28 protein-coding genes are annotated in these 25,865 nt (G+C 60.3%); 20 read left to right on the top strand and 8 right to left on the bottom strand.

Features of this window, described 5'->3' with window-relative positions; translation table 11 throughout:
* Positions 1-133: 133 nt before the first annotated feature.
* From RIB87_RS15055 to RIB87_RS15025, 7 genes are all read left to right on the top strand, one after another.
* Positions 134-2,026 (top strand): M3 family oligoendopeptidase, encoded by a 1,893-nt coding sequence (locus RIB87_RS15055; protein ID WP_350148150.1) that lies wholly within the window; start codon positions 134-136, stop codon positions 2,024-2,026.
* A 4-nt stretch (positions 2,027-2,030) separates the two neighbouring features.
* Positions 2,031-3,410 carry an ABC1 kinase family protein gene (locus RIB87_RS15050; RefSeq protein WP_350148148.1) on the top strand — a complete coding sequence of 460 codons (1,380 nt, stop codon included), beginning with the start codon at positions 2,031-2,033 and terminating at the stop codon, positions 3,408-3,410.
* A gap of 52 nt (positions 3,411-3,462) precedes the next feature.
* Entirely contained in the window at positions 3,463-3,957 is a 495-nt protein-coding gene (locus RIB87_RS15045; protein WP_350148146.1) for a hotdog domain-containing protein, read from the top strand.
* Positions 3,958-4,036: 79 nt separating this feature from the next.
* Positions 4,037-4,198, top strand: coding sequence for an aa3-type cytochrome c oxidase subunit IV (locus tag RIB87_RS15040; protein WP_350148144.1), 162 nt, complete (start codon positions 4,037-4,039; stop codon positions 4,196-4,198).
* 99 nt (positions 4,199-4,297) lie between these two features.
* Complete coding sequence (locus RIB87_RS15035) at positions 4,298-5,437, top strand: Re/Si-specific NAD(P)(+) transhydrogenase subunit alpha (protein ID WP_350148142.1); 1,140 nt, start codon at positions 4,298-4,300, stop codon at positions 5,435-5,437.
* Positions 5,353-5,751: an NAD(P) transhydrogenase subunit alpha part 2 gene (locus tag RIB87_RS15030; RefSeq protein WP_502943271.1), complete on the top strand. Its 399-nt coding sequence runs from the start codon at positions 5,353-5,355 to the stop codon at positions 5,749-5,751. The genes RIB87_RS15035 and RIB87_RS15030 overlap by 85 nt, the downstream gene beginning before the upstream one ends.
* Before the next feature lie 14 nt (positions 5,752-5,765).
* On the top strand, positions 5,766-7,172 hold the full coding sequence (locus RIB87_RS15025; RefSeq protein WP_350148139.1) for an NAD(P)(+) transhydrogenase (Re/Si-specific) subunit beta: 1,407 nt from the start codon (positions 5,766-5,768) through the stop codon (positions 7,170-7,172).
* Between the two features lie 153 nt (positions 7,173-7,325).
* On the opposite strand, the gene rpsU is transcribed toward RIB87_RS15025, so the two are convergent.
* Positions 7,326-7,559, bottom strand: coding sequence for a 30S ribosomal protein S21 (gene rpsU / locus RIB87_RS15020; protein ID WP_350148137.1), 234 nt, complete (start codon positions 7,557-7,559; stop codon positions 7,326-7,328).
* Between the two features lie 276 nt (positions 7,560-7,835).
* On the opposite strand from rpsU, the gene def reads away from it, so the two are divergent.
* Positions 7,836-8,447, top strand: coding sequence for a peptide deformylase (gene def / locus RIB87_RS15015; RefSeq protein ID WP_350148135.1), 612 nt, complete (start codon positions 7,836-7,838; stop codon positions 8,445-8,447).
* Between the two features lie 13 nt (positions 8,448-8,460).
* Entirely contained in the window at positions 8,461-9,174 is a 714-nt protein-coding gene (locus RIB87_RS15010) for a COQ9 family protein (protein ID WP_350148133.1), read from the top strand.
* Between the two features lie 11 nt (positions 9,175-9,185).
* On the opposite strand, the gene RIB87_RS15005 is transcribed toward RIB87_RS15010, so the two are convergent.
* Together RIB87_RS15005 and purE are read right to left on the bottom strand one after the other, a co-directional pair.
* Complete coding sequence (locus RIB87_RS15005; RefSeq protein ID WP_350148131.1) at positions 9,186-10,268, bottom strand: 5-(carboxyamino)imidazole ribonucleotide synthase; 1,083 nt, start codon at positions 10,266-10,268, stop codon at positions 9,186-9,188.
* Positions 10,261-10,722 (bottom strand): 5-(carboxyamino)imidazole ribonucleotide mutase, encoded by a 462-nt coding sequence (purE, locus tag RIB87_RS15000; RefSeq protein ID WP_350148236.1) that lies wholly within the window; start codon positions 10,720-10,722, stop codon positions 10,261-10,263. The genes RIB87_RS15005 and purE overlap by 8 nt, the downstream gene beginning before the upstream one ends.
* Before the next feature lie 231 nt (positions 10,723-10,953).
* Between purE and RIB87_RS14995 the strand changes: the two genes are divergently transcribed.
* Positions 10,954-11,763 carry a GGDEF domain-containing protein gene (locus RIB87_RS14995; protein WP_350148129.1) on the top strand — a complete coding sequence of 270 codons (810 nt, stop codon included), beginning with the start codon at positions 10,954-10,956 and terminating at the stop codon, positions 11,761-11,763.
* 13 nt (positions 11,764-11,776) lie between these two features.
* Here RIB87_RS14995 and RIB87_RS14990 read toward each other — a convergent pair whose 3' ends face one another.
* Complete coding sequence (locus RIB87_RS14990) at positions 11,777-11,992, bottom strand: YdcH family protein (protein ID WP_350148127.1); 216 nt, start codon at positions 11,990-11,992, stop codon at positions 11,777-11,779.
* A 190-nt stretch (positions 11,993-12,182) separates the two neighbouring features.
* Here RIB87_RS14990 and RIB87_RS14985 point away from each other — a divergent pair, with 190 nt between their 5' ends.
* From RIB87_RS14985 to RIB87_RS14975, 3 genes are all read left to right on the top strand, one after another.
* A complete protein-coding gene (locus RIB87_RS14985; protein WP_350148125.1) occupies positions 12,183-12,365 on the top strand; it encodes a YdcH family protein in 183 nt (60 codons plus the stop codon).
* A gap of 157 nt (positions 12,366-12,522) precedes the next feature.
* Positions 12,523-13,668, top strand: coding sequence for an Acg family FMN-binding oxidoreductase (locus RIB87_RS14980; protein WP_350148123.1), 1,146 nt, complete (start codon positions 12,523-12,525; stop codon positions 13,666-13,668).
* Between the two features lie 21 nt (positions 13,669-13,689).
* A complete protein-coding gene (locus RIB87_RS14975) occupies positions 13,690-14,193 on the top strand; it encodes a MarR family winged helix-turn-helix transcriptional regulator (RefSeq protein ID WP_350148120.1) in 504 nt (167 codons plus the stop codon).
* On the opposite strand, the gene RIB87_RS14970 is transcribed toward RIB87_RS14975, so the two are convergent.
* Positions 14,177-14,932 carry a sulfite exporter TauE/SafE family protein gene (locus tag RIB87_RS14970; protein ID WP_350148118.1) on the bottom strand — a complete coding sequence of 252 codons (756 nt, stop codon included), beginning with the start codon at positions 14,930-14,932 and terminating at the stop codon, positions 14,177-14,179. The genes RIB87_RS14975 and RIB87_RS14970 overlap by 17 nt on opposite strands.
* A gap of 147 nt (positions 14,933-15,079) precedes the next feature.
* Between RIB87_RS14970 and RIB87_RS14965 the strand changes: the two genes are divergently transcribed.
* Complete coding sequence (locus RIB87_RS14965; RefSeq protein ID WP_350148116.1) at positions 15,080-16,999, top strand: propionyl-CoA synthetase; 1,920 nt, start codon at positions 15,080-15,082, stop codon at positions 16,997-16,999.
* Complete coding sequence (locus tag RIB87_RS14960) at positions 16,999-17,784, top strand: SDR family NAD(P)-dependent oxidoreductase (protein ID WP_350148114.1); 786 nt, start codon at positions 16,999-17,001, stop codon at positions 17,782-17,784. Before RIB87_RS14965 ends, RIB87_RS14960 begins: the two co-directional genes overlap by 1 nt.
* A 69-nt stretch (positions 17,785-17,853) precedes the next feature.
* Here RIB87_RS14960 and RIB87_RS14955 read toward each other — a convergent pair whose 3' ends face one another.
* Positions 17,854-18,636, bottom strand: coding sequence for a DUF1013 domain-containing protein (locus RIB87_RS14955; protein WP_502943270.1), 783 nt, complete (start codon positions 18,634-18,636; stop codon positions 17,854-17,856).
* A gap of 173 nt (positions 18,637-18,809) precedes the next feature.
* Positions 18,810-19,811: an NAD(P)H-quinone oxidoreductase gene (locus RIB87_RS14950; RefSeq protein ID WP_350148110.1), complete on the bottom strand. Its 1,002-nt coding sequence runs from the start codon at positions 19,809-19,811 to the stop codon at positions 18,810-18,812.
* Between the two features lie 109 nt (positions 19,812-19,920).
* Between RIB87_RS14950 and RIB87_RS14945 the strand changes: the two genes are divergently transcribed.
* A complete protein-coding gene (locus RIB87_RS14945) occupies positions 19,921-20,109 on the top strand; it encodes a DUF1192 domain-containing protein (RefSeq protein WP_350148108.1) in 189 nt (62 codons plus the stop codon).
* Between the two features lie 350 nt (positions 20,110-20,459).
* On the top strand, positions 20,460-21,002 hold the full coding sequence (gene rcdA / locus RIB87_RS14940; protein WP_350148106.1) for a protease adaptor protein RcdA: 543 nt from the start codon (positions 20,460-20,462) through the stop codon (positions 21,000-21,002).
* A 188-nt stretch (positions 21,003-21,190) separates the two neighbouring features.
* Here rcdA and rpmE read toward each other — a convergent pair whose 3' ends face one another.
* On the bottom strand, positions 21,191-21,409 hold the full coding sequence (gene rpmE, locus RIB87_RS14935; RefSeq protein WP_350148104.1) for a 50S ribosomal protein L31: 219 nt from the start codon (positions 21,407-21,409) through the stop codon (positions 21,191-21,193).
* A gap of 227 nt (positions 21,410-21,636) precedes the next feature.
* On the opposite strand from rpmE, the gene RIB87_RS14930 reads away from it, so the two are divergent.
* The 3 genes from RIB87_RS14930 (at position 21,637) to RIB87_RS14920 (ending at position 25,865) form a co-directional block, all read left to right on the top strand.
* Positions 21,637-23,571 (top strand): ABC transporter transmembrane domain-containing protein, encoded by a 1,935-nt coding sequence (locus RIB87_RS14930; RefSeq protein WP_350148102.1) that lies wholly within the window; start codon positions 21,637-21,639, stop codon positions 23,569-23,571.
* Positions 23,568-24,695, top strand: coding sequence for an SMP-30/gluconolactonase/LRE family protein (locus RIB87_RS14925; protein ID WP_350148099.1), 1,128 nt, complete (start codon positions 23,568-23,570; stop codon positions 24,693-24,695). The genes RIB87_RS14930 and RIB87_RS14925 overlap by 4 nt, the downstream gene beginning before the upstream one ends.
* A gap of 129 nt (positions 24,696-24,824) precedes the next feature.
* Complete coding sequence (locus RIB87_RS14920; RefSeq protein WP_350148097.1) at positions 24,825-25,865, top strand: hypothetical protein; 1,041 nt, start codon at positions 24,825-24,827, stop codon at positions 25,863-25,865.

Here is a 25,865-nt window from a genome sequence, read left to right as displayed (position 1 = left end):
AAAAGACAAGAAGGGCCTGGCTTAATCGCCAGGCCCTTTTTCTTTGGTTTTTGCGCGGGCACGGCCAATATCTAGGGGTGTGCCGATAACGTGCCCCTGTCGCCGGTTTCGCGGCGTGTTTGTGAGTTTTCTGATGACTGCCTTTTTACGTCTTCCCCGTCCCGCTCTGCCCGATGGCTCGTTGTCATCTGCTGCGGATACCGATGCCGATTTGCCGACCTGGGATCTCAGCGACCTGTATTCAGCGCAGTCCGCTGACGAAAAAGACGGCGGGTTTGCCGGTCGTGCGGCGGCTCTTGCAGACATAGAAGCTGCACGGGCGCAGGCAGAGGCATTTGCCGCGAGCTATGAGGGCAGGGTCGCAGACAGCCTTTCACATGACGGCGACGTTGAGGCAGGTGCACGCCTGCTGGCGCGCGCGATGGCTGACTACGAAGCGTTGGACGAGCGGATGGGCCGAATTGCATCGTTTGCCGGTCTCATCTATGCGACCGATACCAGCAAACCTGCCTACGCCAAGTTTTATGGTGATGTGCAGGAGAAGCTGACAGCGATCAGCAGTCGTATCCTGTTTTTCACGCTCGATCTCAACAGACTTGAGGACGATGCGCTGGAGGCCGCCTATGGCACCAGCGAAGCACTGGCGCGCTATCGACCGTGGCTTGTTAATGCGCGGGCATGGCGACCGTACCAGTTGAATGATGACCTGGAAAAACTGCTGCTGGAAAAGCGTGTAACGGGTGCGGCCGCCTGGAACCGGCTGTTTGATGAAACCATGGCCGGGCTGCGCTTCGACATCGACGGCAAACCCCTGGCCATTGAGCCCGCGCTCAACCTTCTGGCCGATGCCGACCCTGAGCGGCGCGCCACCGGCGCGCGGGCGCTTGCGACGACCTTTGAAAAATCCATCAGCACGTTCACCCTCATTACAAATACGCTGGCCAAGGACAAGGAAACCGAAGACCGTTGGCGCGGTTACACAGACGTGGCGCAGGCCCGTCACCTGTCCAATCAGGTTGAGCCTGAAGTAGTGAACGCGCTGGCGGCAGCGGTCGAGCAGAAGTTTGCCGACGTGTCGCACCGCTACTATGGCCTCAAGGCGCGGATGCTCGGCGTTGAAACGCTCAACTACTGGGACCGCAACGCGCCATTGCCTGACGCGGATACGTCAAAGCTGAATTGGGATACGGCGCGCGACACGGTGCTGAAGGCCTATCGTGGTTTCTCGCCGGATCTTGCGGCCATCGGCGAAAAGTTTTTCGGCACCGGGTGGATTGATGCGCAGATCAGGCCGGGCAAGGCACCGGGCGCTTTTGCGCACCCCACCGTGCCGAGCGCACACCCGTATTTGCTGCTCAACTATCAAGGCAAGCTGCGCGACGTGATGACCCTTGCCCATGAGTTAGGGCACGGCGTGCATCAGGTGCTTGCCGCACCGCAGGGCCAGTTGTTGTCACAGACCCCCCTGACGCTCGCAGAAACGGCGTCTGTCTTCGGCGAGATGCTGACATTCCGTGCGCTACTGGCGGATGCGCCGGATAAAACCGCACATCGCGCCATGCTGGCCTCAAAAGTCGAGGATATGATCAACACGGTGGTGCGGCAGACGGCGTTTTACATGTTTGAACGCGAGGTGCATCTGTCGCGCCGCGAGGGCGAGCTCACGTCAGACGACATTGGCCGCATCTGGATGGACGTGCAGGCAAAGAGCCTTGGCCCCGCCGTCACGCTGAACGAGGGCTACGAAAATTTCTGGTGTTATATCCCGCACTTCATTCATTCGCCATTCTATGTGTACGCCTATGCATTCGGCGATTGTCTGGTGAACTCGCTGTACCGGGTTTATCAGGATGGGCACCCTGACTTTGCCAGCGCTTATCTCAATATGCTGCGCGCGGGTGGCACGAAACATCACTCCGAATTGCTGGCACCATTCGGGCTGGATGCGCGCGACCCGGCGTTTTGGGCGGGGGGTCTTGCAGTCATCGAAGGCCTGATTGATGAGCTGGAAGGTCTGGTAGCGTAAACCCATGGATGATGACCTTCCTCCAGGTGCCGCCCCGTCAGAAGAAAACCGCCTGTCGGGCCGCGCCAAACGCTACGCCAAAGTCGGCGGCGGTGTGGGCGGCATTGCCGCGCGCATGGCCGGGGCACGTCTGCTGGGCCGCGACATAGACGATGCCGCCATGGCCGCAGAACTGCGCAACGCGCTGGGCGGCATGAAAGGCCCGATCATGAAGGTGGCGCAGATGCTCGCCACCATTCCTGATGCTATTCCCGAAGACTATGCGGTGGAGCTTGCGCAGTTGCAGGCCAACGCCCCGCCCATGGGGTGGCCGTTCGTCAAGCGTCGCATGGCGTCTGAGCTTGGCCGTGACTGGCAAAAGAGGTTTTCATCGTTTGAGCGTGACGCTGCTGCTGCGGCCTCGCTGGGTCAGGTCCACCGGGCAACAACGCTCGACGGGCAGTCGATTGCCTGCAAGCTGCAATACCCCGATATGCAGTCAGCTGTGGAGGCTGACCTCACCCAGCTTGACATGGTGTTTGCCATACAGCGTCGCATTGACGGGGTGATCGATACCCGCCAGATGGCCAGGGAAATTGGCGCGCGTCTGCGTGAGGAACTGGACTACACCCTGGAAGCCCGGCACATCGCGCTGTATCAACAGATGTTGGCCGATGACGCCACGGTTCGCGTGCCCGATGTGGTTGGCGAGCTTTCGACCAAGCGTCTGCTGGCCATGACGTGGCTGGATGGCGCGCCGCTGCTGGCCTCGCGCGATGCGCCGCTTGAAACCCGAAACGCCATTGCTACCGCCATGTTCAGGGCGTGGTGGCACCCGTTCAGCCACTACGGTGTGATTCACGGCGACCCGCATCTTGGCAATTACACGGTGCGTGATGATGATGGAATCAATCTTCTGGATTATGGCTGTATCAGAAAGTTTCCGCCGTCCTTCGTGACCGGCGTTGTGGAGCTGTATCAGGGCCTCAAGACAAATGACCGCGACCGTGTGCGGGCGGCTTACGAAAGCTGGGGCTTCAAGAAGCTCAATGATGAACTGGTGGATGTGCTCAATATCTGGGCGGGCTTCATCTATGGGCCGCTGCTTGATGACCGTGTGCGGACGATTGCCGACGGCATTTCACCGGGGAAATATGGCCGCGAAGAAGCGGCCAGGGTACATGCGGCCCTCAAGAAACACGGGCCGGTGACGCCACCGCGCGAGTTCGTGTTCATGGACCGTGCGGCTATCGGCCTGGGTGGAGTGTTTTTGCATCTTGCTGCGGAACTGAACTTTCATGATCTGTTCAACGCCGAGATTGACGCCTTCGACCACGATGTGTTGGCGGCGCGCCAGCACGCAGCGCTTGAGGCCAACGGGCTGTCGCTGGGCCAGGACGCCTGACTCTGACACCTGGCCCTTTGCAAGCGCACACAATCCGACTATTGATCCCGCCATGTCGAATGAACCCGTGAATGAGCCTGAAGAGGGCGTGCCGGATGGTTTTGTCATCGCCAAATGGCGCGGCGGCTTTGGCAATCAGGTGGGGCCGATCTATCAGCGCTTCAGCGATGACGGCACCTGGGCGCGCGGCTTTTTGGTGGGTGCGCGGCACACCAACGGTTTTGACAACTGCCACGGCGGGATGCTCATGGCATTCGCCGACATGGCATTCGGATCGGCGGTTACCTACGAAATGCATCGCTTCTGGGTCACGGTGAGGCTGGTCACGGATTTTGTATCAGGGGCAAATCTGGGCGAGTTTGTGCAGGGCAATGCAGTGGTTACCGGCCATACAGACGATTTTGTGTCGGTGCGCGGGGCTATCTGGGTGGGGGGCAACCGGCCTGACGGGCCAGACAGCCGCGCCGTCATGACCGGGACCGGGCTGTTCAAGGTGCTTGGCGAACGTCCCGGCACATCGCCACTTCTCGATATGCGACGCAGCTAAGGTCGCTGCTTGCCGTCATGCCGGTCCAGCGCCTATAGTCCGCGTCAACTTTACGACTTTGCCAAGGGAGATGGGGCGCATGTCTGACGCCAAAAACGAAGCGCTTGATGCCGATGCATGGGGCAAGGAAATGGAGGCCGAGGAGCATCTGGGCACTTGGGACGGCTTCGTCGCCGCGACCAAATGGGGCACCATTGCTGTTGTGGCCATCCTCGTGCTGATGGGTATTTTTCTGGTCTAGCCAACGCTGACCCCATCATTGTCGGTCACCCATCGCACACTCACGACATCCAAGGCTCACCAACAAACAGGGCCCATTCTACCAGGGGGCGGAGAACGCATGAAGCTTGCTATCCCAAAGGAGCAACGCGACAACGAAACGCGCGTTGCGGCCTCACCGGAGACGGTGAAAAAACTTACAGCACTTGGCTTTGACGTGGTTGTGGAGGCGGGCGCGGGCCTGGCCTCTTCTGTGTCTGATGCCCAGTTTCAAGAGGCCGGCGCAACCATCGCAGCGGATGCGGCAGCAGCGCTCGGCGATGCCGACATTGTGTTCAAAGTGCGCGGACCGGACGCGGGCGAAATCGCCAAAATGAAGCGCGGTGCCATTCTGGCCGCCATGCTGAACCCGATGCAGAGCAAAGACACGAATGATGCGCTGGCGGCAGCCGGCATCACGTCCTTCGCTATGGAGCTGATGCCGCGTATCACCCGGGCGCAGTCCATGGATGTTTTGTCGTCGCAGTCAAACCTTGCAGGCTACAAGGCGGTGATTGACGCCGCTGAACTGTTCACCCGCGCTTTTCCCATGATGATGACAGCGGCAGGCACTGTTGCGCCCGCGCGCGTATTTGTGATGGGGGCCGGCGTTGCGGGCCTGCAGGCTATCGCCACCGCCAAGCGTCTGGGTGCCATTGTATCCGCCACTGATGTGCGCGCTGCGGCGGCCGAGCAGGTGCAAAGTCTGGGCGGCAAGTTCGTGATGGTGGAGCCGGACGAGGGCGACACCGGCGAAACCGCTGCGGGCTATGCCAAGGAAATGAGCGAGGACTACAAGAAGCGTCAGGCAGCCCTTGTGGCCGAGACCATTGCCAAGCAGGACATTGTGATTACGACAGCGCTCATTCCCGGCCGTCCGGCACCTGTGCTTGTGACCGAGGAAATGGTGCACAGCATGAAGCCGGGGTCGATCATTGTTGATCTTGCGGTCGAAGCAGGCGGCAACTGCCCGCTATCGAAGCCCGGCGAGATTGTTGAGGTCAACGGCGTCAAGATCATGGGGCACCGCAATGTGCCGGGTCGTGTGGCAGATGATGCGTCAGCGCTGTACGCCAAAAACCTGCTCAATTTTATTACGCCGCTCGTTGACAAGGAAACGGGCGCGCTCACCATCGACTGGGAAGACGAAATCATCACCGGCACGCTGATCTCGAAAGATGGCAAGGTGGTGCACCCGGCGCTTACAGGAGGAGCCGCCTGATGGAAGCTGCAATTGATCCCTTCATCTTCCGGCTGGCGATTTTCGTTCTCGCGATTTTCGTTGGCTACTACGTGGTGTGGAGCGTTACGCCCGCACTGCACACGCCTTTGATGTCAGTCACCAATGCGGTGTCGTCGGTGATCATCGTCGGCGCGCTCATCGCGGTGGCAGTGGATGTAACGGCAACCGAAACAGCGGGTTTCTCGCGCTGGCTTGGCATTGCCGGTGTTGTGTTGGCGAGCGTCAATATTTTTGGCGGCTTTCTCGTCACCCAGCGCATGCTTGCCATGTACAAGAAAAAAGAAAAGAAATAGGGGGCTGCTGAAACATGTCTGCCAATCTCGCAGCACTCGCCTATCTCGTTTCGGGCGTGCTTTTCATCATGGCGCTTCGTGGGCTCTCCAGCCCTGAAACGTCCCGTCAGGGCAACCTTTACGGCATGGTCGGCATGGCCATTGCCATTGCCACCACGCTTGTGCGTCAGGACATCTCCAGCAGCGAAGTGTGGATGTATATCATCGGCGCTGTGGTGCTGGGCGGCGGTATTGGCGCGATCATTGCCAACCGCATTGCGATGACCGCTATGCCGCAGCTTGTTGCCGCATTCCACTCTTTGGTGGGTATGGCTGCGGTGCTGGTGGCCTGGGCGGCCTACATGTCGCCTGAGGCATTTGGCATCGGCGTCACCGGCAATATCAAGATTGTCAGCCTGATTGAAATGGGGCTTGGGGTGGCGATCGGCGCCATCACGTTCTCCGGCTCGATCATTGCCTTCGCCAAATTGCAGGGCACCATGTCCGGTGCGCCGATCATTCTGCCTGCGCGCCATCTCATCAACATTGCGCTTGCCGGGGCCATTGTCGGCGGCGTGATCTACGTTTGCCTTGATCCTGCCAACCAGACCGTGGGGGCGTTCGCGTTCATTACCCTGCTGTCGTTCATCATTGGCTTCCTGCTCATCATCCCCATCGGCGGTGCTGACATGCCGGTGGTGGTGTCGATGCTTAACTCGTATTCGGGGTGGGCAGCGGCGGCGTTGGGCTTCACGCTGGAAAACACGGCGCTGATTATTACCGGCGCGCTGGTGGGCTCGTCCGGTGCCATCCTGTCCTACATCATGTGTAAGGGCATGAACCGCTCGTTTATATCGGTGATTCTGGGCGGCTTTGGCGGCGAAACGGCGGCTGCGGGCGGTGCGGTTGAAACCCGGCCCGTCAAGCAGGGCTCAGCAGATGATGCGGCCTTCATCATGAAGAACGCAGGCTCCGTCATCATTGTTCCGGGCTACGGCATGGCAGTGGCGCAGGCCCAACATGCGCTGCGTGAAATGGCGGACGTGCTCAAGGCTGAAGGCGTGGACGTCAAATACGCCATTCACCCGGTGGCGGGCCGTATGCCCGGCCACATGAACGTGCTGCTCGCGGAAGCCAACGTTCCTTATGATGAAGTGTTTGAGCTTGAAGATATCAACTCCGAGTTTGCCCAGGCAGACGTGGCGTTTGTCATCGGCGCAAATGACGTGACCAACCCCTCCGCCAAGACAGACCCGGCCAGCCCGATTTTCGGTATGCCGGTGCTGGATGTGGAAAAGGCGGCCACGGTGCTGTTTATCAAGCGCGGCATGGGGTCAGGCTACGCGGGCGTGGAAAACGAACTGTTCTTCCGCGATAACACCATGATGCTGTTCTCTGACGCCAAGAAGATGGTGGAAGAGATCGTGAAAGGCATGAAGTAAGCCTCACGCGCGTTACGCTGACAAATAAAAGGCCGGAGCGGTTGCTCCGGCCTTTTTTTGTTTTTCCCGCCGATGCGTGGAGAAGGGGCAGGCACCCAACAAAAAACGCCCCCGGAAAACCGGAGGCGTTGATTGTATATGCAGCGCTGAGATCTAGCGCTTGCGGGCCTTCTTGGGTGCTGCAAGGCCACCTTCACGCTGAGCGCGCTTGCGGGCCAGCTTGCGGGCGCGGCGGATGGCTTCTGCCTTCTCGCGGGCGCGCTTTTCAGACGGCTTTTCGTAGTAGTTCCGCAGTTTCATTTCACGGAACACGCCTTCACGCTGAAGTTTTTTCTTCAGCGCACGCAGCGCTTGATCAACATTGTTATCGCGAACCAGAACTTGCACGCACTCAGCTCCCTTCGAGCTAAAAATCTGCCGCAGCGCACCGCCTGTGTGGGCGCAAACCGGCGAAAACAATCAAGGATTTGACGGGACCGGAACCAGCAGCGGCGCATCTCGCAAGGGGATGCAGGCACGCGAACAGATGTTCCGGATATGCCGTCAGTCATTCCAGAGGGGCGGTAAGTACCAAAAACATGAGGGTCTGTCCACCACCCAGCATATACGATGTGCCAAATTGCAGGGCTTTTCGAGAGGCTGTAGCAGGGCCATATATCAGACATGACCATTCGAAAGATCGCCCGTATGGGCCACCCGGTGCTGTTGCGCGCAGCGGAGCCGGTAAAAGAACCAAAATCCGCCGAAATCCGCAGCCTGGTGGCGGATATGGTGGAAACCATGATCGACGCCAATGGCGCAGGCCTTGCCGCACCGCAGGTGCACGAGCCGCTGCGGATTGTGGTGTTTCAGGCACCCCCGGAACGCGGACCCGAAGATATGGAGGCGGACGAGGCGTTTGACCACACAGCGCCGCTGACCGTGCTCATCAACCCCAGAATCGATGTTCTGGACAATGAGCGCGCCTATGGCTGGGAAGGCTGCCTGTCGGTTCCAGGGATGCGTGGTCTGGTTCCCCGGCCGACCCGTATCAAGTATTCAGGTGTTGGTCTGGACGGTGAAGCAATTGAGCGTGAGGCGCGTGGATTCCATGCCCGCGTGGTATGCCATGAGTGTGATCATCTGGATGGCATTCTCTATCCCCAGCGGATGGATGACCTGAAGGACCTGATTTTTGAAACAGAAGTGCGCCACTGGGGACGCGACCAGCCGTCTTCACATCGGGCGCACCAAAAAGAAGACCAGACGGATCTCCCCAAAGAGGAGACCGCATAAGGAGGCGGCAGAGATGACACTGAAATCCGCGCGGACACCCTCCGCAGCGCAACAAAAGGCACGCAAGGCCATGACCGCTGATCAGCACTACGAAAAAACCCGCAAGCAGATACTGGCAGCAGCCCTGCCGGACGTGCCATTCGACGGGTGGACCGGCAAGAGTATGCGCAACGCCGCAAAAAAGGCCGGCATTGAAGCAGGGCTTGCGCGGCTTGCGTTCCCCGGCGGCACCACTGACCTGGTGCTGTATTTTACAGCCGAAGGCGACGGGCGCATGGCGCGCAAGCTGAAACGCTCAGACCTTGACGCAATGAAGGTCCGTGAGCGGATTACATTTGCGGTGCGCACGCGCCTTGAGATTGACGAAAAGAATCGCGAGGCGTTGCGCCGGGCAACCGCTTATCTGGCGCTACCCACGTCAGGCACAGCAGGTGTGCGGGCACTGTATGGCACGGTGGACGCCATCTGGCGCGCGGCAGGTGATACGTCCACGGATTATAATTTTTATACCAAGCGGCTGATATTATCAGGCGTCTATTCAAGCACGCTTGCGGTGTGGTTTGGCGACGACACCGAGGGGTTTGAAAAAACCTGGGAGTTTCTTGATCGCCGCATTGCCGATGTAATGCAGATCGAGAAGGTCAAAGGCCGTGCTGAAAAAATCATATCTTCGCTCCCCTCACCCCTGGGGCTGGTATCAAGGCTGCGCTACCCGCTAGGGCGCTAGTCACGCGCTAGTCACCTGCGCGGCGACAGCCGGGTGACATGGCCCATCTTGCGGCCGGGGCGTGCGTCGCCCTTGCCGTAGAGGTGCAGGCCGTTTCCCGGTATTGCCGCCAGCCGGTGCCAATCATTCACATCGTCACCGATGAGATTGGTCATCTCGGCATCTGAGTGACGGTGAGGTGAACCCAGCGGCCAGCCTGCGACGGCGCGCATGTGCTGTTCAAACTGGCTGATGACACAGGCTTCGATCGTCCAGTGACCAGAGTTGTGTACGCGCGGGGCAAACTCATTGACCACAAGGTCATTGCTGCCCGGCCGCACGAACATCTCGACGCCCATGACGCCCACATAGTCGAGTTCCGCCACCACTTGCTCGGCAAGGGCGCGGGCGCGCGCCTCAACCGACGCCGCGAAGCCTGATGGCACGGCTGAAACTGACAGAATGTGATTGGCGTGCGCGTTGCGGGCCGGGTCGTAGGCAGCAACCGTGCCGTCGGTGGCGCGTGCGACAATGACTGATATTTCAGCCTCGAAATCGACAAAGCCTTCAAGGATGCTCGGCTGCGATGCGACCGCGTTCCATGCAGCCTGCGCGTCGCCGGGCGCATTGATGCGTGCCTGCCCCTTGCCGTCATAGCCAAGGCGGCGGGTTTTCAGAATGGCTGGGCAGCCGATGGTGGCAATCGCCTGTTCAAGGTCTTGCAGGTTTGCAACGTCGGCAAATGGCGCGGTGTCTATTCCAAGGCCGCGCAGGAAGTTTTTTTCTGTCAGGCGATCCTGTGACACACCAAGAGCTTTTGCTCCGGGGCGCACGGGAACATCCTGCGCAAGCAGTGTGGCGGTTGCCATGGGCACGTTTTCAAACTCATACGTCACAACATCCACGGCGGCGGCAAAGGCGGCCAGTGCGTCTTCGTCCTCGTAGCCTGCAAAGGTGGCAGCATCAGCAACCTGTGCTGCCGTGCAATCTGTATCCGGACAATAGATGTGTGTCTTCAGGCCAAGCCGGGCGGCTGCCATCGCGAGCATTCGACCAAGCTGGCCTCCACCCAAAATGCCGATCGTGCTGCCGGGAGCAAGAGGTGTGTCAGGCATCTTCCGGCGTCTCGTCAACGCTCAATGTCTGCGCCGCGCGGTAGGCATCAAGCCGGGCGGCCAGAGCATCATCGGTGGTCGCCAGAATGGCAGCAGCCAGAAGGCCTGCGTTTTTTGCGCCTGCCTTGCCGATGGCCAATGTGCCCACGGGCACACCGCCGGGCATCTGCACGATGGACAGCAGCGAATCCTGGCCCTTGAGAGCGGCACTTTCCACCGGCACACCCAGCACCGGCAGCGGCGTCATGGCGGCGGCCATGCCCGGCAGGTGGGCCGCACCGCCGGCACCGGCAATGATAACACGCAGGCCGCGTGATTTTGCGGAGGTTGCATAGTCATAAAGCCGCTGCGGGGTGCGATGCGCAGACACGACTTTTGCCTCGTACGGCACGCCCAGCGCGTCCAGCGCCTGCGCGGTGTGTGTCATGGTCGGCCAGTCAGACCGGCTGCCCATGATAATGCCAACAAGAGGCGTGTCGCTTGCGCTCACAGCGGGTGCTTTCAAAAAACAAGGCCGGGACGTCCTTTTGAACGAACCCCCGGCGCGCAAAGCAGGGGAGTATAGGCACGGCCCGGCACTTGGCAAGCATTGGAGACATGTCCCGGTGCTGCCACATATTGGGTTAGGCAGGAAAATGTCCTAAATGAATTGTTAACGCTGATGAGATACGAAAAAAGGGCGTAAATGGGCTGGTTTCAGGAAACCAGACCCGGCACAGCAGGTATCGGCAGGGCAGAAGCACCCATGAAAGTTGACGGAACACGGCGGCCCGGAGCCGTCTCGTCGGTGCGGGGCACAACGGGTGCGGCAAAATCTTCTGCCCCGTCAGGTGCCGGGGCAGCAAGTGCGCCGCGGCACATTTCCGATACCGCCTCGATCATGGGCATTCCCGAGGCTGAACTAACGCCCAAAGTGCGTGACGCACTGATGACCCTGATGTCGGAAGTGGATGCACTGCGCCGCGAGCTGACCACCATGAAGGGTCGGCTGGATGCGGTGCAGGAGGAGGCTGACACCGATTCGCTGGTGCCGGTGCTCAACCGGCGGGCGTTCGTGCGCGAACTTTCCCGAATGATCTCGTTTTCGCAGCGCTATAACCAGCCTGCCAGCCTCGTGTTCATTGATCTCAACAATTTCAAACAGGTGAATGACAAATACGGCCATGCCGCTGGCGACGCTGTGCTTGAATATGTGGCGTCAGCGCTGGTGGAGCATGTGCGCGAATCCGACATTGTAGGACGGTTGGGCGGTGACGAGTTTGCTGTCATCCTGGCGCAGGCCACGGAGCGCGATGCAACCGACAAGGCTGAAAGTCTGATGCATCTGATTGCCGACAAACCGCTGGAAATCATGGGTCATCGCATTGCGGTGAGCGTGTCGCCCGGCGCTGTGGCGTTCAAGGCGGGCGAGGATGCGGCAGCCGCGTTGGCGCGCGCGGACGAAGCTATGTATGCCGCCAAACGACGCCGCACCGAAGACGCCCCCAAAGGCTAAGGCCCGTGCCGTGTTAAGCGATAATGTCGGGGACCAACTGGTCTTGCAGAAAGCTGATCTCGTCGCGCAGGGCGAGCTTCATTTTTTTCAGACGGCGGATGCGCAGTGCGTCCGCTGCGCTGGCTGCTTCCAGTGCATCAATGGCGGCATCCATGTCGCGGTGTTGCTGGCGTAGCTGCACAAGCTTTGCGCGGATGGCGGCCGTTTCCTCGTCGTCGTACTGGTCCATGCCGCCCCAAAACTCGATTCCCGCGCCCAACGTTTAAGGCCGTGCGCTGCCGTTGCCTTCTAGCGTGCAGGCGGTGCGGGCTGCAAGCAGTTGTGACGGGCCGGATGGTCGATGACGATTTTGCTTAACAGCGCGGCAAAACCCAGTCAGACTCGGTGGTCCCGAAGACAGCAAATGGGAGGCCCGATATATGTCACTGGCAATGCACCTCACTGAGCTTCACGAGCGGCACCGGTTATTGGAAAAGCAGATCGAGCAGGAAATGCACAGCCCCGCGAGCGACGATCTGACCATTTCCGACCTCAAAAAGCGCAAATTGCGCCTGAAAGAGGAGATAGAGCGGATTTCCGGCGAGCTTGAACACGCCGCCTGACGCGCCTTAGCGTCAGGTCCACAGACATTTTGCGAATATGCCAAGCGCCAGACAGAACGTCTGGCGCTTTTCGCATTGTCGGGCCGACGTGCCGCCGTCCTTGATTTAATTCGATATCATATTATATGATACGATATCGAATTAGAGGGAGGCACTCATGGCCAAATCACGCCGTCAGTTTTTGCGAATCGCAGGCTCATCTGCTGTCATTCTGGCGGCAGGGGCCACGGGCTTTGCCGTTACCCGCACCCCCACAAAGGCGCTGGCACCCTGGCATGAGGCCGGTCATGGCTATTCCGACGCCCGAAAGCGGGCACTGTCCTACGCGATTCTGGCACCCAACCCCCACAACCAGCAGCCCTGGCTGGTGTCGCTTGAGGGCGACGACACGTTCACATTGTCATACGACCTTGAACAGATGCTGCCCGCCACCGATCCGTTCAACCGGCAGATCGTGATCGGTCTGGGGTGCTTTCTGGAACTGATGCGAATGGCCGCTGCCAGCGATGGATACCGCGCTGACGTTGCGCTGTTTCCCCAGGGTGAGCCTGAACCTGTGCTGGACGGTCGGCCTATTGCGCAGGTGACGCTGGTGAAGGATGCAGGCGTTGCTGCCTCACCGCTGTTTGCACAGGTGTTGGCACGGCGCTCCAACAAAGAACCTTATGATACGTCCCGGCCGGTTGCTGCCGCCGACATGCAGGCTATTGCAGGCGTAGCCGGAGCCGATGTGCTGACCGGGGCCATCAGCGATGATGCCATGATTGAAACGCTACGCGATCTCACATGGCGGGCGCATCTCATTGAGGTTGAAACGCCGGCTACCTACATGGAAAGCGTGGATGTGATGCGCTTTGGCAAGGCAGAGATCGAAGCCAACCCGGACGGCATTGATCTGGGCGGGGCATTTCTGGAAACGCTGGGGCTGGCAGGCGTGATGACGCGCGAAACCCTGTCGGACATGACCTCCATAGCCTATGACCAGGGCCTTGATATGTATCGGGGGCTTATGAGTTCAGCCATGGGATATGTGTATCTGGCCACGGCGCGCAACACGCGGCTGGATCAGGTGGCCAGCGGGCGCGACTGGCTGCGCATGAATCTCAAAGCGACCGAACTTGGCATTGCGATGCAGCCGCTCAGCCAGGCATTGCAGGAATATGTTGAGATGGACGCGCTGTATGCAGAAGTGCATGAGGTGCTTGGTCACGCAGACAACCGGCTGCAGATGCTGGCACGTGTGGGGTATGGTCCTGACTTGCCACCAAGTCCACGGTGGCCGATTACGGCAAAAATTGTCTGAGGCGGAAAGGCCGGTGAGCGTATGGATGCAGATCAGCCAGACACGGCGCAATCGCTCAACGACCCGACGCTGTTTGTTTTTTTCAACGAGATTGGCATCATAGATCAGCTTGCGCGGTCAGCTTTTGAGCGTGTGCTGCCCAAAGGGCTGACCGTGCCGCAATTCTCGGTGCTCAATCATTTTGTACGGCTGGGCGGACCCAGGACACCCGCACAACTGGCCAGTGCGTTTCAGGTCAGCCGCGCGACCATGACCAATACGCTCAAGCGTCTTGAGCAGTCTGCGTTGATTGCCGTCGCGCGCGACCCCAATGACGGGCGATCAAAGCAGATCACGATCACACAGCAAGGGCGCGATGCGCGCGAGCAGTCTATTGCCGCGCTGGCCCCGTTGTTAACAGACTTTGCCGAGCGGCTGGATCTGGCTGATGTGGCGAGCATTATTCCCGCATTGCAGACCGTCCGCATCGAGTTGGACAACAGCCGCGACGTGGCTGACAGAATTGCAGCTAGCCAAGCAGACTGACGGCAGCATCATACACTAGTTTCAGGCCCACCAGCGTTACGCCGACATAGCACAGCTTGTAGAACGGCTCTTCGGGGATGAGGTGATGCAGGCGCACGCCCAGCAAGATGCCGATGGGGGCCAACGGCATGAGCACGAGTGCGGTCAGCAGGTTGGTGGTGTCGAACTGGCCAAGGGCGATGTAGGGCGGCACCTTGATGAGATTGACCGCCCAGAAAAAGACGACGCTGGTGCCTACATACAGCGTTTTGTCGAGGCGCTGGGGCAACATGTACACCTGAAAGGGCGGGCCGCCGGCGTGCGCCACAAAACTGGTGAAGCCTGCGATGGCTCCCCAAAAGCCGCCCTTGCGGACTGAGCGCTCCGGTGTGCCTTTGCGTTTTTGCCCGGTCCAGAAGTCAGCGGCAAAGGCCAGGGCGACGAGGCCGACAATCAGCGCCACATGGTCCTCGCGCACGCTTGAGGCGGTCATCCAGCCTATGAAAATGCCGATTGCAGCGGCGGGGATCAGGATTTTGAGGTTCGGCAGGTCAAAGTTGCGGCGGTAGGCCCACAGGCCCACAACGTCCATGACCAGCAGGATCGGCAGCAAAATGGCGGCCGCCTGAATCGGCGAGATGACCAGCGCCATCAGCGGTACACCCAGAATGCCAAAGCCCGCCGCGAACCCACCCTTGGAAATGCCGACAATCAGCACAGCGGGAATGGCAGCGGCATAAAACCAGGGATCTTCAATCATCTGGGGTGTTCCGGGCAGGGTGATGAGGCAGGCTTGCAAGATATGTCCGCACGGTGGGACATTGTGCTTTCGCACTGGCAGGCCGCTATAGGCCAAACCCCCGCAAAGCGCAAAAGATGCGCGGCAGACAGGACACCGGAACACGGCATGAGTGACTACGCGGCAGCCTATGACGACTGGAAGCGCGACCCTGAAGGCTTTTGGGAAAAAGCCGCGCGGGCGCTGGAGTGGGACGCGCCATGGACGCGCGTGCTGGACACGTCGCAGCAGCCAAACGGCATCTGGTTTTCAGGCGCGACATGCAACACGGCGTATAACTGTCTGGACCGTCATGTGGAGGCAGGGCGCGGTGAACAGGCGGCGCTGATCTACGACAGCCCGGTCACGGACACCCAAAAAACCTATTCGTATGCGCAGCTTCTGGATGAGGTGGCGACGCTGGCGGCGGTGCTGGCTGACATGGGGCTTGAGGCGGGCGACCGGGCGATCATCTATATGCCGATGATCCCGCAAGCCGCCATTGCCATGCTGGCCTGCGCGCGGCTTGGTGCTGTGCATTCGGTGGTGTTCGGCGGGTTTGCGGCCCATGAACTTGCCACCCGTATTGATGATGCCAAACCCAAGGTCATTCTGCTGGCATCTTGCGGAATCGAGCCGGGACGGGTGGTGGCCTACAAGCCACTGGTGGACGGCGCTATCGAGCAGGCGGTGCATAAGCCCGACGCGTGTTTGGTGCTGCAACGGCCGATGGAAGAAGCGACGCTTGTTGCAGGGCGCGATCATGACTGGGCAGCGCTGGTGGCCGATGCAAAATCGCAGGGCAAACGCGCTGGCTGTGTGTCGGTTGCAGCCACAGACCCGCTGTACATTCTTTATACATCCGGCACGACCGGGCAGCCCAAGGGTGTGGTGCGCGACAATGGCGGGCACATGGTGGCGCTCACCTGGAGCATGAGCGCGATTTACGGCATGTCGCCGGGGGATGTGTTCTGGGCGGCGTCTGATGTGGGCTGGGTCGTGGGACACTCCTACATTGTGTACGGACCGCTGCTGGCGGGCTGCACAAGCGTTTTGTATGAAGGCAAGCCCGTGGGTACGCCGGACGCGGGCGCGTTCTGGCGGGTCATCAGCGAGCACAAGGTGAAGGCGCTGTTTACCGCGCCCACAGCCTTCCGCGCCATCAAGCAGCAGGATCCTGACGGCGCGCTGATTGCCGACTACGACCTGTCGAACTTCAGGATGCTGTTTCTGGCAGGTGAGAGAGCTGACCCGCCGACGGTGCAATGGGCCGAGCAGAAACTCGGCGTGCCGGTGATCGACCACTGGTGGCAGACGGAAACCGGCTGGTCGATTGCCGCCAACCCTGCCGGGCTGGGGCTGTTGCCGGTCAAGCATGGCTCGCCCACGGTGGCAATGCCGGGCTATGACGTGCGGGTGCTGGATGATGCGGGCCACGAGGTGCCGACGGGCACAACGGGCGCGATCACCATCAAACTGCCGCTGCCGCCTGGCTGCCTGCCGACGCTATGGCAGAACGACGAGCGTTTTCGTGCGGCGTATCTGGAGGAGTTTCCCGGCTATTACAAAACCGCTGATGCGGGGTACACGGATGATGACGGCTATCTGTTCATCATGGCCCGTACCGATGACATCATCAACGTGGCAGGCCACAGGCTATCAACCGGTGGCATGGAGGAAGTGCTGGCAGCGCACCCTGATGTTTCGGAATGTGCTGTCATTGGTGTCGCGGATGACCTGAAGGGGCAGTTGCCTTTGGGGTTTGTGGTGTTGAAGGCGGGGTGCAAAACCGATGCGGCTGACATTGAGCGCGGCTGCGTTGCTCTTGTGCGGCAGGAGATAGGGCCTGTGGCGGCATTCAAGTCGGTGATTGTGGTCAAGCGGTTGCCCAAAACACGCTCCGGTAAAATCCTGCGCGGGACCATGAGCAAAATATGCGACGCTGAGGAGTGGCGAATGCCCGCGACCATTGATGACCCGGCAATTCTGGATGAAATCACGCAGGCCGTGACAGCGCGCGGCTATGCCAAAACAAAGGCTGCTTCATAATGGATCTTGGAGACAAGGTTGCCATCGTCACAGGGGCGGCGCGCGGTATTGGGTATGCGTGCGCCACGCGGTTTGCCAAAGAGGGTGCGCGGGTGATGCTCGCCGACATCGACGAGGTCGCGGGCGCGGAAGCTGCATCGGTCATTCGCGACAGTGGCGGTGACGCGCAGTTTGTCGCGTGTGATGTGTCGGAGCGGCTGGACGTACACAATCTGGTGGCTGCGACGCTGGAGGCGCATGACCGTGTGGATGTGCTCATCAACAATGCTGCCGTTGTGCATGAGGCTGATTTTCTGGACGTCACCGAGGATGATTTTGAGCGCGTGCTGAAAGTGAACCTCACCGGCGCATTCATCACGGCGCAGTCTGTGGCCCGTGAAATGAAACGGCAGTTTGAAGAAGACCATCGCAGCGGCGCGATCATCAACATGTCGTCGGTCAACGCGCAGGTGGCGATCCCCAATCAGGTGCCGTATGTGGTGGCGAAGGGTGGCATCAACCAGCTCACGCGGGTGATGGCGGTGGGGCTTGCGCGCTATGGCATCCGCGTCAACGCGATTGCGCCGGGCTCCATTGCCACGGGTATGCTCAAGTCAGTGAGTGCGGATGCCGCCGGGCGCAAGCGGTTGTTGTCGCGCACGCCCATCGGGCGCGTTGGTGAACCGGATGAAGTGGCGGGTGTTGCGGTTTTTCTCGCGTCAGACGATGCCAGCTACATTACGGGCGAATGCATCCATGCCGACGGCGGCCGCCTGGCCCTCAACCTTACGGTTGAGGGCACTTAGGTGAGCACAGTCAGGTGAGCGAGGTCAGGTGAGCGCAGTCAGATGGGTGGGGCGTAAGTGCCGGTTACGTCAGGACGAGGCGTTTTCGTCGTCTTCGTTTTCGCTCACGGATGAGCCGCCGAGGCTTGAGAACACCGATTCAACGTCCGGGCGGGCGCCGTCGCGGGCATCTTCTTCGGGCTTCGCGTCCTCGCGGGCCAGCACCTGACCAAAATCAGTCGGTGGGGTTTTGCCCGCTGCAGCGTCAGCCAGTGCCTGCGTGGCGGGGGCCAGAGTGCCCATATCTTCCACGGACTTACCGGCTTTTTTGGCTTCGCGCTCACGCTTGCGGGCGGCTTTTTGCACGGCGGCATCAAGTTCCATCTGCGACGACAGGCCGAGTGTGACCGGGTCCACCGGGTTGATGTTGGACATGTTCCAGTGTGATCGGTCGCGGATCGACTGAATGGTGGGCTTGGTGGTGCCCACCAGCTTGCCGATCTGGCCGTCGGTAAGCTCGGGGTGATAGCGCAGCAGCCACGCAATCGCGTCCGGGCGCTCCTGACGGCGCGACAGGGGGGTGTAACGCGGGCCCTTGCGCTTGGTCTTGGGTTCGGGAATGTCGTGCTTGGACTTCGAGATTTGCAACTCGTAGCTGGCGTCTTCCTCACCCTTCCTGATTTCATCACGGCTGATCTGGCCGGCTGTGACCGGGTCCTGGCCCTTGATGCCCATGGCTACGTCGCCATCGGCAATACCTTTCACTTCCAGCGGGTGCAGGCCGCAGAAATTGGCGATCTGGTCGAAGGTCAGCGCGGTGTTGTCCACCAGCCAGACGGCGGTTGCCTTGGGCATAAGAGGTGCGGTCATCAGATCAAATGTCTTTCGTGGTTGGCGCGGATGAGGCGATGTGCGGACCAGCTCGCGAATATGCTAAAGCGCCGCGCCGTATCTTCGCGATACGGCCCCTGTTCATCCAAGTGGTTGAAGGGATTGATGGTGTTATACGCTTCCAGGGGCGCTGATGAAAGGAAAATGAGGCCAGGTCACGGCGTCAGCAGGATTTTGCCCACATGGCCTGAGCTTTCCATCAGTTCATGGGCCTTTGCCGCCTCAGCAAGCGGGAATGTGGCATCCACTACGGGGTTTACCCGGCCTGCCTCCACCAGCGGCCACACATGCATCCGCACTTCGGCGGTGAGCCTCGCTTTTTCGCCGATGTCGCGGGCGCGCAGGGTGGAGCCTCGCAGGGTCAGGCGTTTGAGCATGACGGGAAGCAGATCCACCTCCACCCGCGACCCGGCCATATAGGCAATGTTGACGATGCGGCCCATGCGGGCGGCGGCGTCGATGTTGCGGGCAACATAGTCACCCCCCACCATGTCCAGAATGACATCCGCACCCTTGCCGTCAGTCACATCTTTCACCACCGCGACAAAATCCTCGTCGCGGTAGTTGATGGCGCGGTGCGCGCCCAGGTCCTCGCAGGCTTTGCATTTGGCGGCGCTGCCCGCTGTTGCCAGCACTTTGACACCAAGGGTTGAAGCAAGCTGAATGGCTGTCGTGCCGATGCCTGACGAGCCACCATGGACGAGCAACGTTTCGCCGGGGCGCAACTGGCCGTCCTCAAACACGTTGGTCCACACGGTCATGGTGGTTTCGGGAAGGGCTGCAGCATCTGTCAGCGACACATTGGCAGGTTTTGGCAACACGCTGCCTTCATGCACCACTGCATATTCCGCATAGCCGCCGCCGGCCATCAGCGCGCACACTTCGTCGCCTTCCGCCCACAGCGTAACGCCGGGGCCGATGGCTGCAACGGTGCCGGAGACTTCAAGGCCCGGCAGGTCGGAGGCGCCGGGCGGGGCAGGATAAAACCCCATGCGCTGCACGCAGTCGCCGCGATTGACTCCCGCTGCGGCGACCCTGATGAGCACTTCACCATGGGCCGGGTGCGGAGTCGGGCGCTCAACGGCTTTGAGCACATCGGGTCCGCCGTATTCGGAAATCTCGATCGCCTGCATTTTTGCGGGAAGGGTGGTTGTCATGTGTGGGGCCTTGTCAGGGGGAGGCATGGGGCACAGAATTACGCAAAGTGGCAAGCGCGGCGCATCTGTTCAAGCCGCGTGATGCGACAAGACCATTTGGGGAGCCGCCATGAGTGACGAAGATATTCCGCCACCGCCGATTTTGAGCCTCACCAAAGCGGACATTGAAAATCTTTCGGTGCCGGAGCTTGAAGAACGTGTGGATGCCCTGGCCGCAGAGATTGAGCGGGTGAAAGCGGTGATTGCGCAAAAGCAGGACAGCAAGTCGGCGGCAGAAGCAGTTTTCGGCAATTCCTGAGACAGGACCGGGTGCCCCAGTTCGGCACGCAACAGCGTTAACGCGCGTTAACCATTTGTTAGCACCCGCGCGCGTATTTTGATTGTGCGTAATCCGGTTGACCGGGTTTTGGGGTGGCTGCCGCCATTCCCATTTGACGCCTCCCTGTTGAAACTCAAGAGCCGCGCGCAACCGCGGCTCTTTTTTTATGCGGTTTTTGCCAGTTTGCGGCGGGTGGCGTAGGCTTTCCGCCTGATGTCGGCTCTCGTTGGGGCGGGCTGGCACCGATTTTGTACCCATGACGTCGAATGGCACGCGAAACACCTTCTGTGTGCTGCAATGGGTTCAGAACGGAACAGGTGGGGCTTTTTATGGGCACGGTTGACGGCACATTTGCCGAAATGGAAACGATCGGCAGTGTTCGCACTTTCGCTGAAACAGCGCAGTTCGGGCAGATGTTCAAGGATGGGATGGGGCTGGTTGAAGAGGCTGCGTCTTATCTGGATGGCGATGGTCGTGACCATTCCAAGACATTGAGCCGCAAGGGTGCGCTGGCGTACGCGGCTGAAAGTATGCGTCTGACGACGCGTCTCATGCAGGTGGCGTCGTGGCTGCTGGTGCAGCGCGCGGTTGCCCGCAACGAAATGTCGCTGGATGAAGCGCGCAGCCAGCGCTACCGGCTTGGCGCAAAAGAGCTGTGTTATGCGCGGCCTATCGAAGGTGCTGAAGAGTTGCCTGAAAATCTGGCCGACATGATTTCGCGCTCGCGCAAGCTGTATGCCCGCGTTGATCGCCTCGACAAGATGATGCATGGCGACGCGTCGGAAAGCGAACCCAAGACAGCGGTTGCGCGCCAGCTTTCAAAGATTGAAAGCGTGTTCCGGCAGATGCGGGCAGAAGACCAGGTGCACTAGCTGCTTCACGCTGACTGCGCTTTACGCTGAATGTGCTTCGCGCTGAATGTGCTTCGCGCAACGCTCCGGCGGGGCGGGCAAGTATGCCCGGCGCCCGCTTGGGCGCTTGGGCTTCTTTGCCAATAGAGCATGAAAAAGGCCGGTGTGTTTGCACCGGCCTTTTTGTTTCGTGGTCTGGGCTGAGCGGCCTAGACGAAACCTTTGTATTTGTCCTTGAAGCGCGACAGACGACCACCGCGGTCGAGCAGGCGCTGTTCACCGCCGGTCCATGCCGGGTGCGTGGTGGGGTCGATGTCCAGCGTCAGCCGGTCGCCCTCTTTGCCGTAGGTCGAACGGGTCTGATATTCAGTGCCGTCGGTCATTACCACGGTAATCATGTGGTAGTCCGGGTGGATGTCTGCCTTCATGGCCTCGTTTCTTTCGCTTTGTCTCGTTCACGTTTCCGCGCCGCAGCGCGCCCTTTGCAGGGCACCGGTCGCAGGTGATCCGGAAGTCGCGCGGTATAGCCTCTGCGGGGGGGATTGGCAAGGGCGCAGATACGTTTTAAGGCGGCGCCTGCGGTCTAACGCCGCCTTGCCCGCCACAGCCTGAGAGCCCACCTTGGCGGGGTGGTCGCCGGGGCAGCATCTTTGCTATGACCCGCGTCTGCCATTTGCCTGCAAACACCTCCACAAAGGCTGATTTTTTGAGCGAAACTGCTGCACTACCCGTTTTGGACCCTGATCGCAGGCCGCGTGGCCGCGCGCTGGGGCCACTTGTCAGTCTGCTGCCGCTGGTAACGCAGTATCCGTGGCAATTGCTGGGTGCGCTGGGCGCATTGGTGGCAGCGACGCTGGCCACGCTGGCGGTGCCTATCGGTGTGCGCGGCATGGTGGATGAGGGGTTTTCGGTTGAAAACGCGCAGTCCATCGACCAGCACTTTGCCGTTTTGATGGCGCTTGCTGCGGCCCTCGCTGTGGCCAGTGCCACCCGGTACTATTTCGTCACGCGGCTTGGCGAGCGGGTGACGGCGGACCTGCGCTCAAAGGTATTTGCCAATCTGCTGAGCCTGTCGCCGCAGTTTTATGAAACCGTGCGCACCGGCGAGATTTTGTCACGACTGACGGCGGACACCACGCTGGTTCGGGTTGTGCTCACTTCCAGCATGTCAGTGGCACTGCGCAATTTCTTTTTGTTTTTCGGTGCTGCCTTCATGGCGGTGCTCACCGCGCCGGGGCTGAGCGCAATGGTGCTGTTTGCCCTGCCGGTCATCGCCCTGCCGCTGATCGGTTTTGGTCGTCTTATTCGCGGGCTGTCTCGCACCACGCAGGACAGGCTGGCAGATACGGGGGCGTTTGCGTCCGAAGCGTTGCAGGCCATCAAGGTTGTCCAGTCATTCAACCATGAGCAGCAGGACCGCGCGCGGTATTCGGGCGTTGTGGAACGCGCCTTTGAGGCTGCGCGGCGGCACGTGACGGCGCGCGCCTTCATGACGGCTGTCATCATCACACTCGCCTTCGCCAGCATTGTCGGCGTGCTGTGGATGGGCGCGCAGGCAGTGATTGCCGGTGAGATGAGCGGCGGGATGCTCACCCAGTTCATCATTTATGCGGTGCTGTGCGCGAGCAGCCTTGCCGCCCTTTCGGAAGTGTGGGGCGAGTTTCAGATGGCGGCAGGTGCGGCGGAACGGCTGTCCGAATTACTGACAGCGCGTTCAGACATTGCCGTGCCAACGCACCCGTTGTCTTTGCCCGAACCAGCGCAGGGGCGTGTGACGTTTGATGATGTGTCGTTCCGCTATCCGCTTCGCCCGGAAGCTGCTGCACTTGAGCATGTGTCGCTTGATGTGCGACCAGGGGAAACCGTGGCGCTTGTGGGGCCATCGGGCGCAGGCAAGAGCACGGTGTTTCAGTTGCTGTTGCGGTTTTATGATCCGCAGTCCGGCTCTATCAAGATCGACGGTGTTGACCTCAAGGCGGCGGACCCCGAGGTGTTTCGCAGGCGCATTGCCTTTGTGCCCCAGGAAACCGTGGTGTTTGGCACCAGCGTGCGCGACAACATTGCCTATGGGCGTGCTGATGCAACGGATGCCGACATTCGCGCGGCTGCTGAGGCAGCACATGCGCATGAGTTTATTGCGTCCATGCCGGATGGCTACGACACTGAGCTTGGCGAGCGTGGTGTTACGCTCTCCGGCGGGCAGCGGCAGCGGCTGGTGATTGCCCGGGCGTTGCTGCGCGACGCACCGATTTTGCTGCTGGATGAAGCCACCAGCGCACTTGATGCTGAAAGCGAGGCGCTGGTGCAAAAGGCGCTGGACCGGCTGATGGACGGGCGCACGGTACTGGTGATTGCGCACCGGCTTGCGACAGTCAAAAAGGCGGATCGTATTGTGGTGTTCGACAAGGGCGGTATTGTTGCCCAGGGCACCCACGCAGAACTTGTGACTCAGGGCGGACTGTATGCGCGGCTGGCGCGGTTGCAGTTTGATATGACGGATGCGGACGAAACCGCAAAGACTGCTAAAGCAGAGAATGCGCGCGGCGCACGGCTGCATGTTGTTGAAGGTGGGGCGGGAGAAAAGCCATGAACCGGGGTCTGAAAATCACGCTCATCATCATGGCGGTGGTCATGGTGGTGGCCAGCGCATTTTATGTGCGCACCATGAACCGGATGGGCGAATTCACGTCCATTGCCCGCAAGTTTGACGGCGAGAGCTGCACGCGTGTGCAGGGTGTGCCGGGACCAGAGGATGTAGCAATCGACCGCTCGCGCGGTACGGCCTACATTTCAGCCTATGACCGGCGGCTGGCGATGAGTGATGACCCCGGTGCAGCGGGCGTGCGGGGCGGCATCTATGTCATGGACCTTGATGTTGAGGACGCCAGGCTTTTCATGCGGCCGATCACGCCGAACATGCCTGAGCAGTTTCGCCCACACGGTATTTCGCTGTTTACCGCCGATGATGGGTCGCGCACGCTGATGGTGGTCAATCACCCCGGCGGCGACCGGCACACAGTCGAGATTTTTGATCTGAGTGCGGACGATGTGCTGACGCACCGGCGCACCGTCGAGGATGCGCTTATCGTGTCACCCAACGATGTGGCGGCGGTATCGCCTGACACCTTTTACGTCACCAACGATCATGACCGGCCCGGCATGGACGGGCGCATGATGGCGGCCATTCTTGCCTCACCGATCACGACGGTAGTCTTTCACGACGGTGTGACATCGCGCGTGGTGGTGGATGAGCTGGCCTTGGCCAACGGCATTGCCACCTCGCAGGACATGAGCAAGGTCTATGTGAGTGAGTTGCTGGCGCGGACCCTGCGGATTTATGCGCGCGACCCGCAAAGCAATGCGCTGACGCCGATTGATGTGGCATTTTTGGGAACCGGCGTGGACAACATTGATGTGGCCGAAGACGGGTCGCTGTGGATCGGGGCGCATCCCCAGCTTGCGACCTTTGCCGAACATGCAAGTGATCCGGCCAGTCTCAGTCCCAGTCAGGTCATTGTAGTGCGCCCGTTTGAGGGCGGCGGCGGCGAGGCGTCCACGGCCTATCTGGACCGGGGGGCTGAGCTGTCCGCGTCGTCCGTTGGTGCGACCTACAAGGACATGCTGGTTATTGGCGCTGTGTTTGATCCGGCCGTGCTGGTGTGCCGCATGGGCGACGGTATGACAGCGCCGAGCGCCGCAGCATTGCAGGACTGAACGCTGCGGGCTGCGTGACCGTACGGACCCCATGCTGACAATAGCTGTGCCTTTGTTGTAGGCTCTGCGGCAAAGCCACGCCTGCGGACATATTGTCCGGCGTGTGCCAGAGGTGGGGGGCCTTACATCATGCGTTGGTTTTTTCTGTTGCTGCTTTTGGTTGTGGTCGCGGGTGTGGCGCGGCTTGCCTATGTGATGGTGCCTGCGTCTGGTGTTTTTCTGACGCTTGAGCAGACCCTGGTTGAAAACTGCACACGGGTTGATGTTGCGCCGGGTACGGAAGATGTCACCATCCACCCGCAAACACGCATCGCCTATGTGTCTGCTGCTGATCGGCGTGACCCGATGCAACCTGCAGGGGGCATTTATGCGTTCAGCATTGAGGCAGCACCTACGCCAAGTCTGGTGTCGGCAGATGCGCCGGATGATTTCCGGCCGCATGGCATCAGCCTGTGGACCGGCGATGACGGCGCGCAGCGGTTGTTTGCCATCAACCATCCCAAGGCGGGCGGACATACCGTAGAGATTTTTGATGTGGGTGCCGGCGGCGTGCTGGCTTACGTCAAGACCGTCGCGTTTGATGAAATGTATTCACCCAATGATCTTGTGGCGGTTGGGCCTGAACAGTTTTACGCGTCCAACGACCGCGGGTTTGTCGGCGGCGTTCTGGGCACGCTTGAAGCCTATCTGGCTTTGCCGTTGTCCAATGCTGTGTATTGGGACGGCGAGCAGGGAAGCGTTGTTGCCAGTGGGCTTGCATTTGCCAATGGCGTGAACAAAAGCCCTGATGGCGGCACTATTTACATTGCCCAGTTTCTGGGCCGCAGCGTTGGCGTGTATGACCGCGATATTGAGACGGGTGCGCTCACGCATGTGAACGACCTGCCGCTTGAGACCGGCGTGGACAACATAGAAGTGACGCCTGACGGCACGCTGTATATTGGCGGCAACCCCAGGGTGCTGGATTTTCTGGCCCACGCGGAAGACCCCAATGCCATAGCCGCGTCGCAGGTGGTGCGGCTTGACCCGCAAACCGGCGAAACGCGGGACGTGTTCGTGGCAACTGACGGCACGCTGTCAGGCTCAAGTGTCGGGGCTGTTCTGGACAACACGCTGATTGTCGGCGCCGTGTTTGAAGGCCATGTGCTGGTGTGCCCGCTGGATAGCTAA

The organism is Pyruvatibacter sp. (genome assembly GCF_040219635.1).
Classification (GTDB): domain Bacteria; phylum Pseudomonadota; class Alphaproteobacteria; order CGMCC-115125; family CGMCC-115125; genus Pyruvatibacter.
Note: the sequence above shows the minus strand (reverse complement) of the source record. Positions and strands in the feature narration are given on the sequence as shown.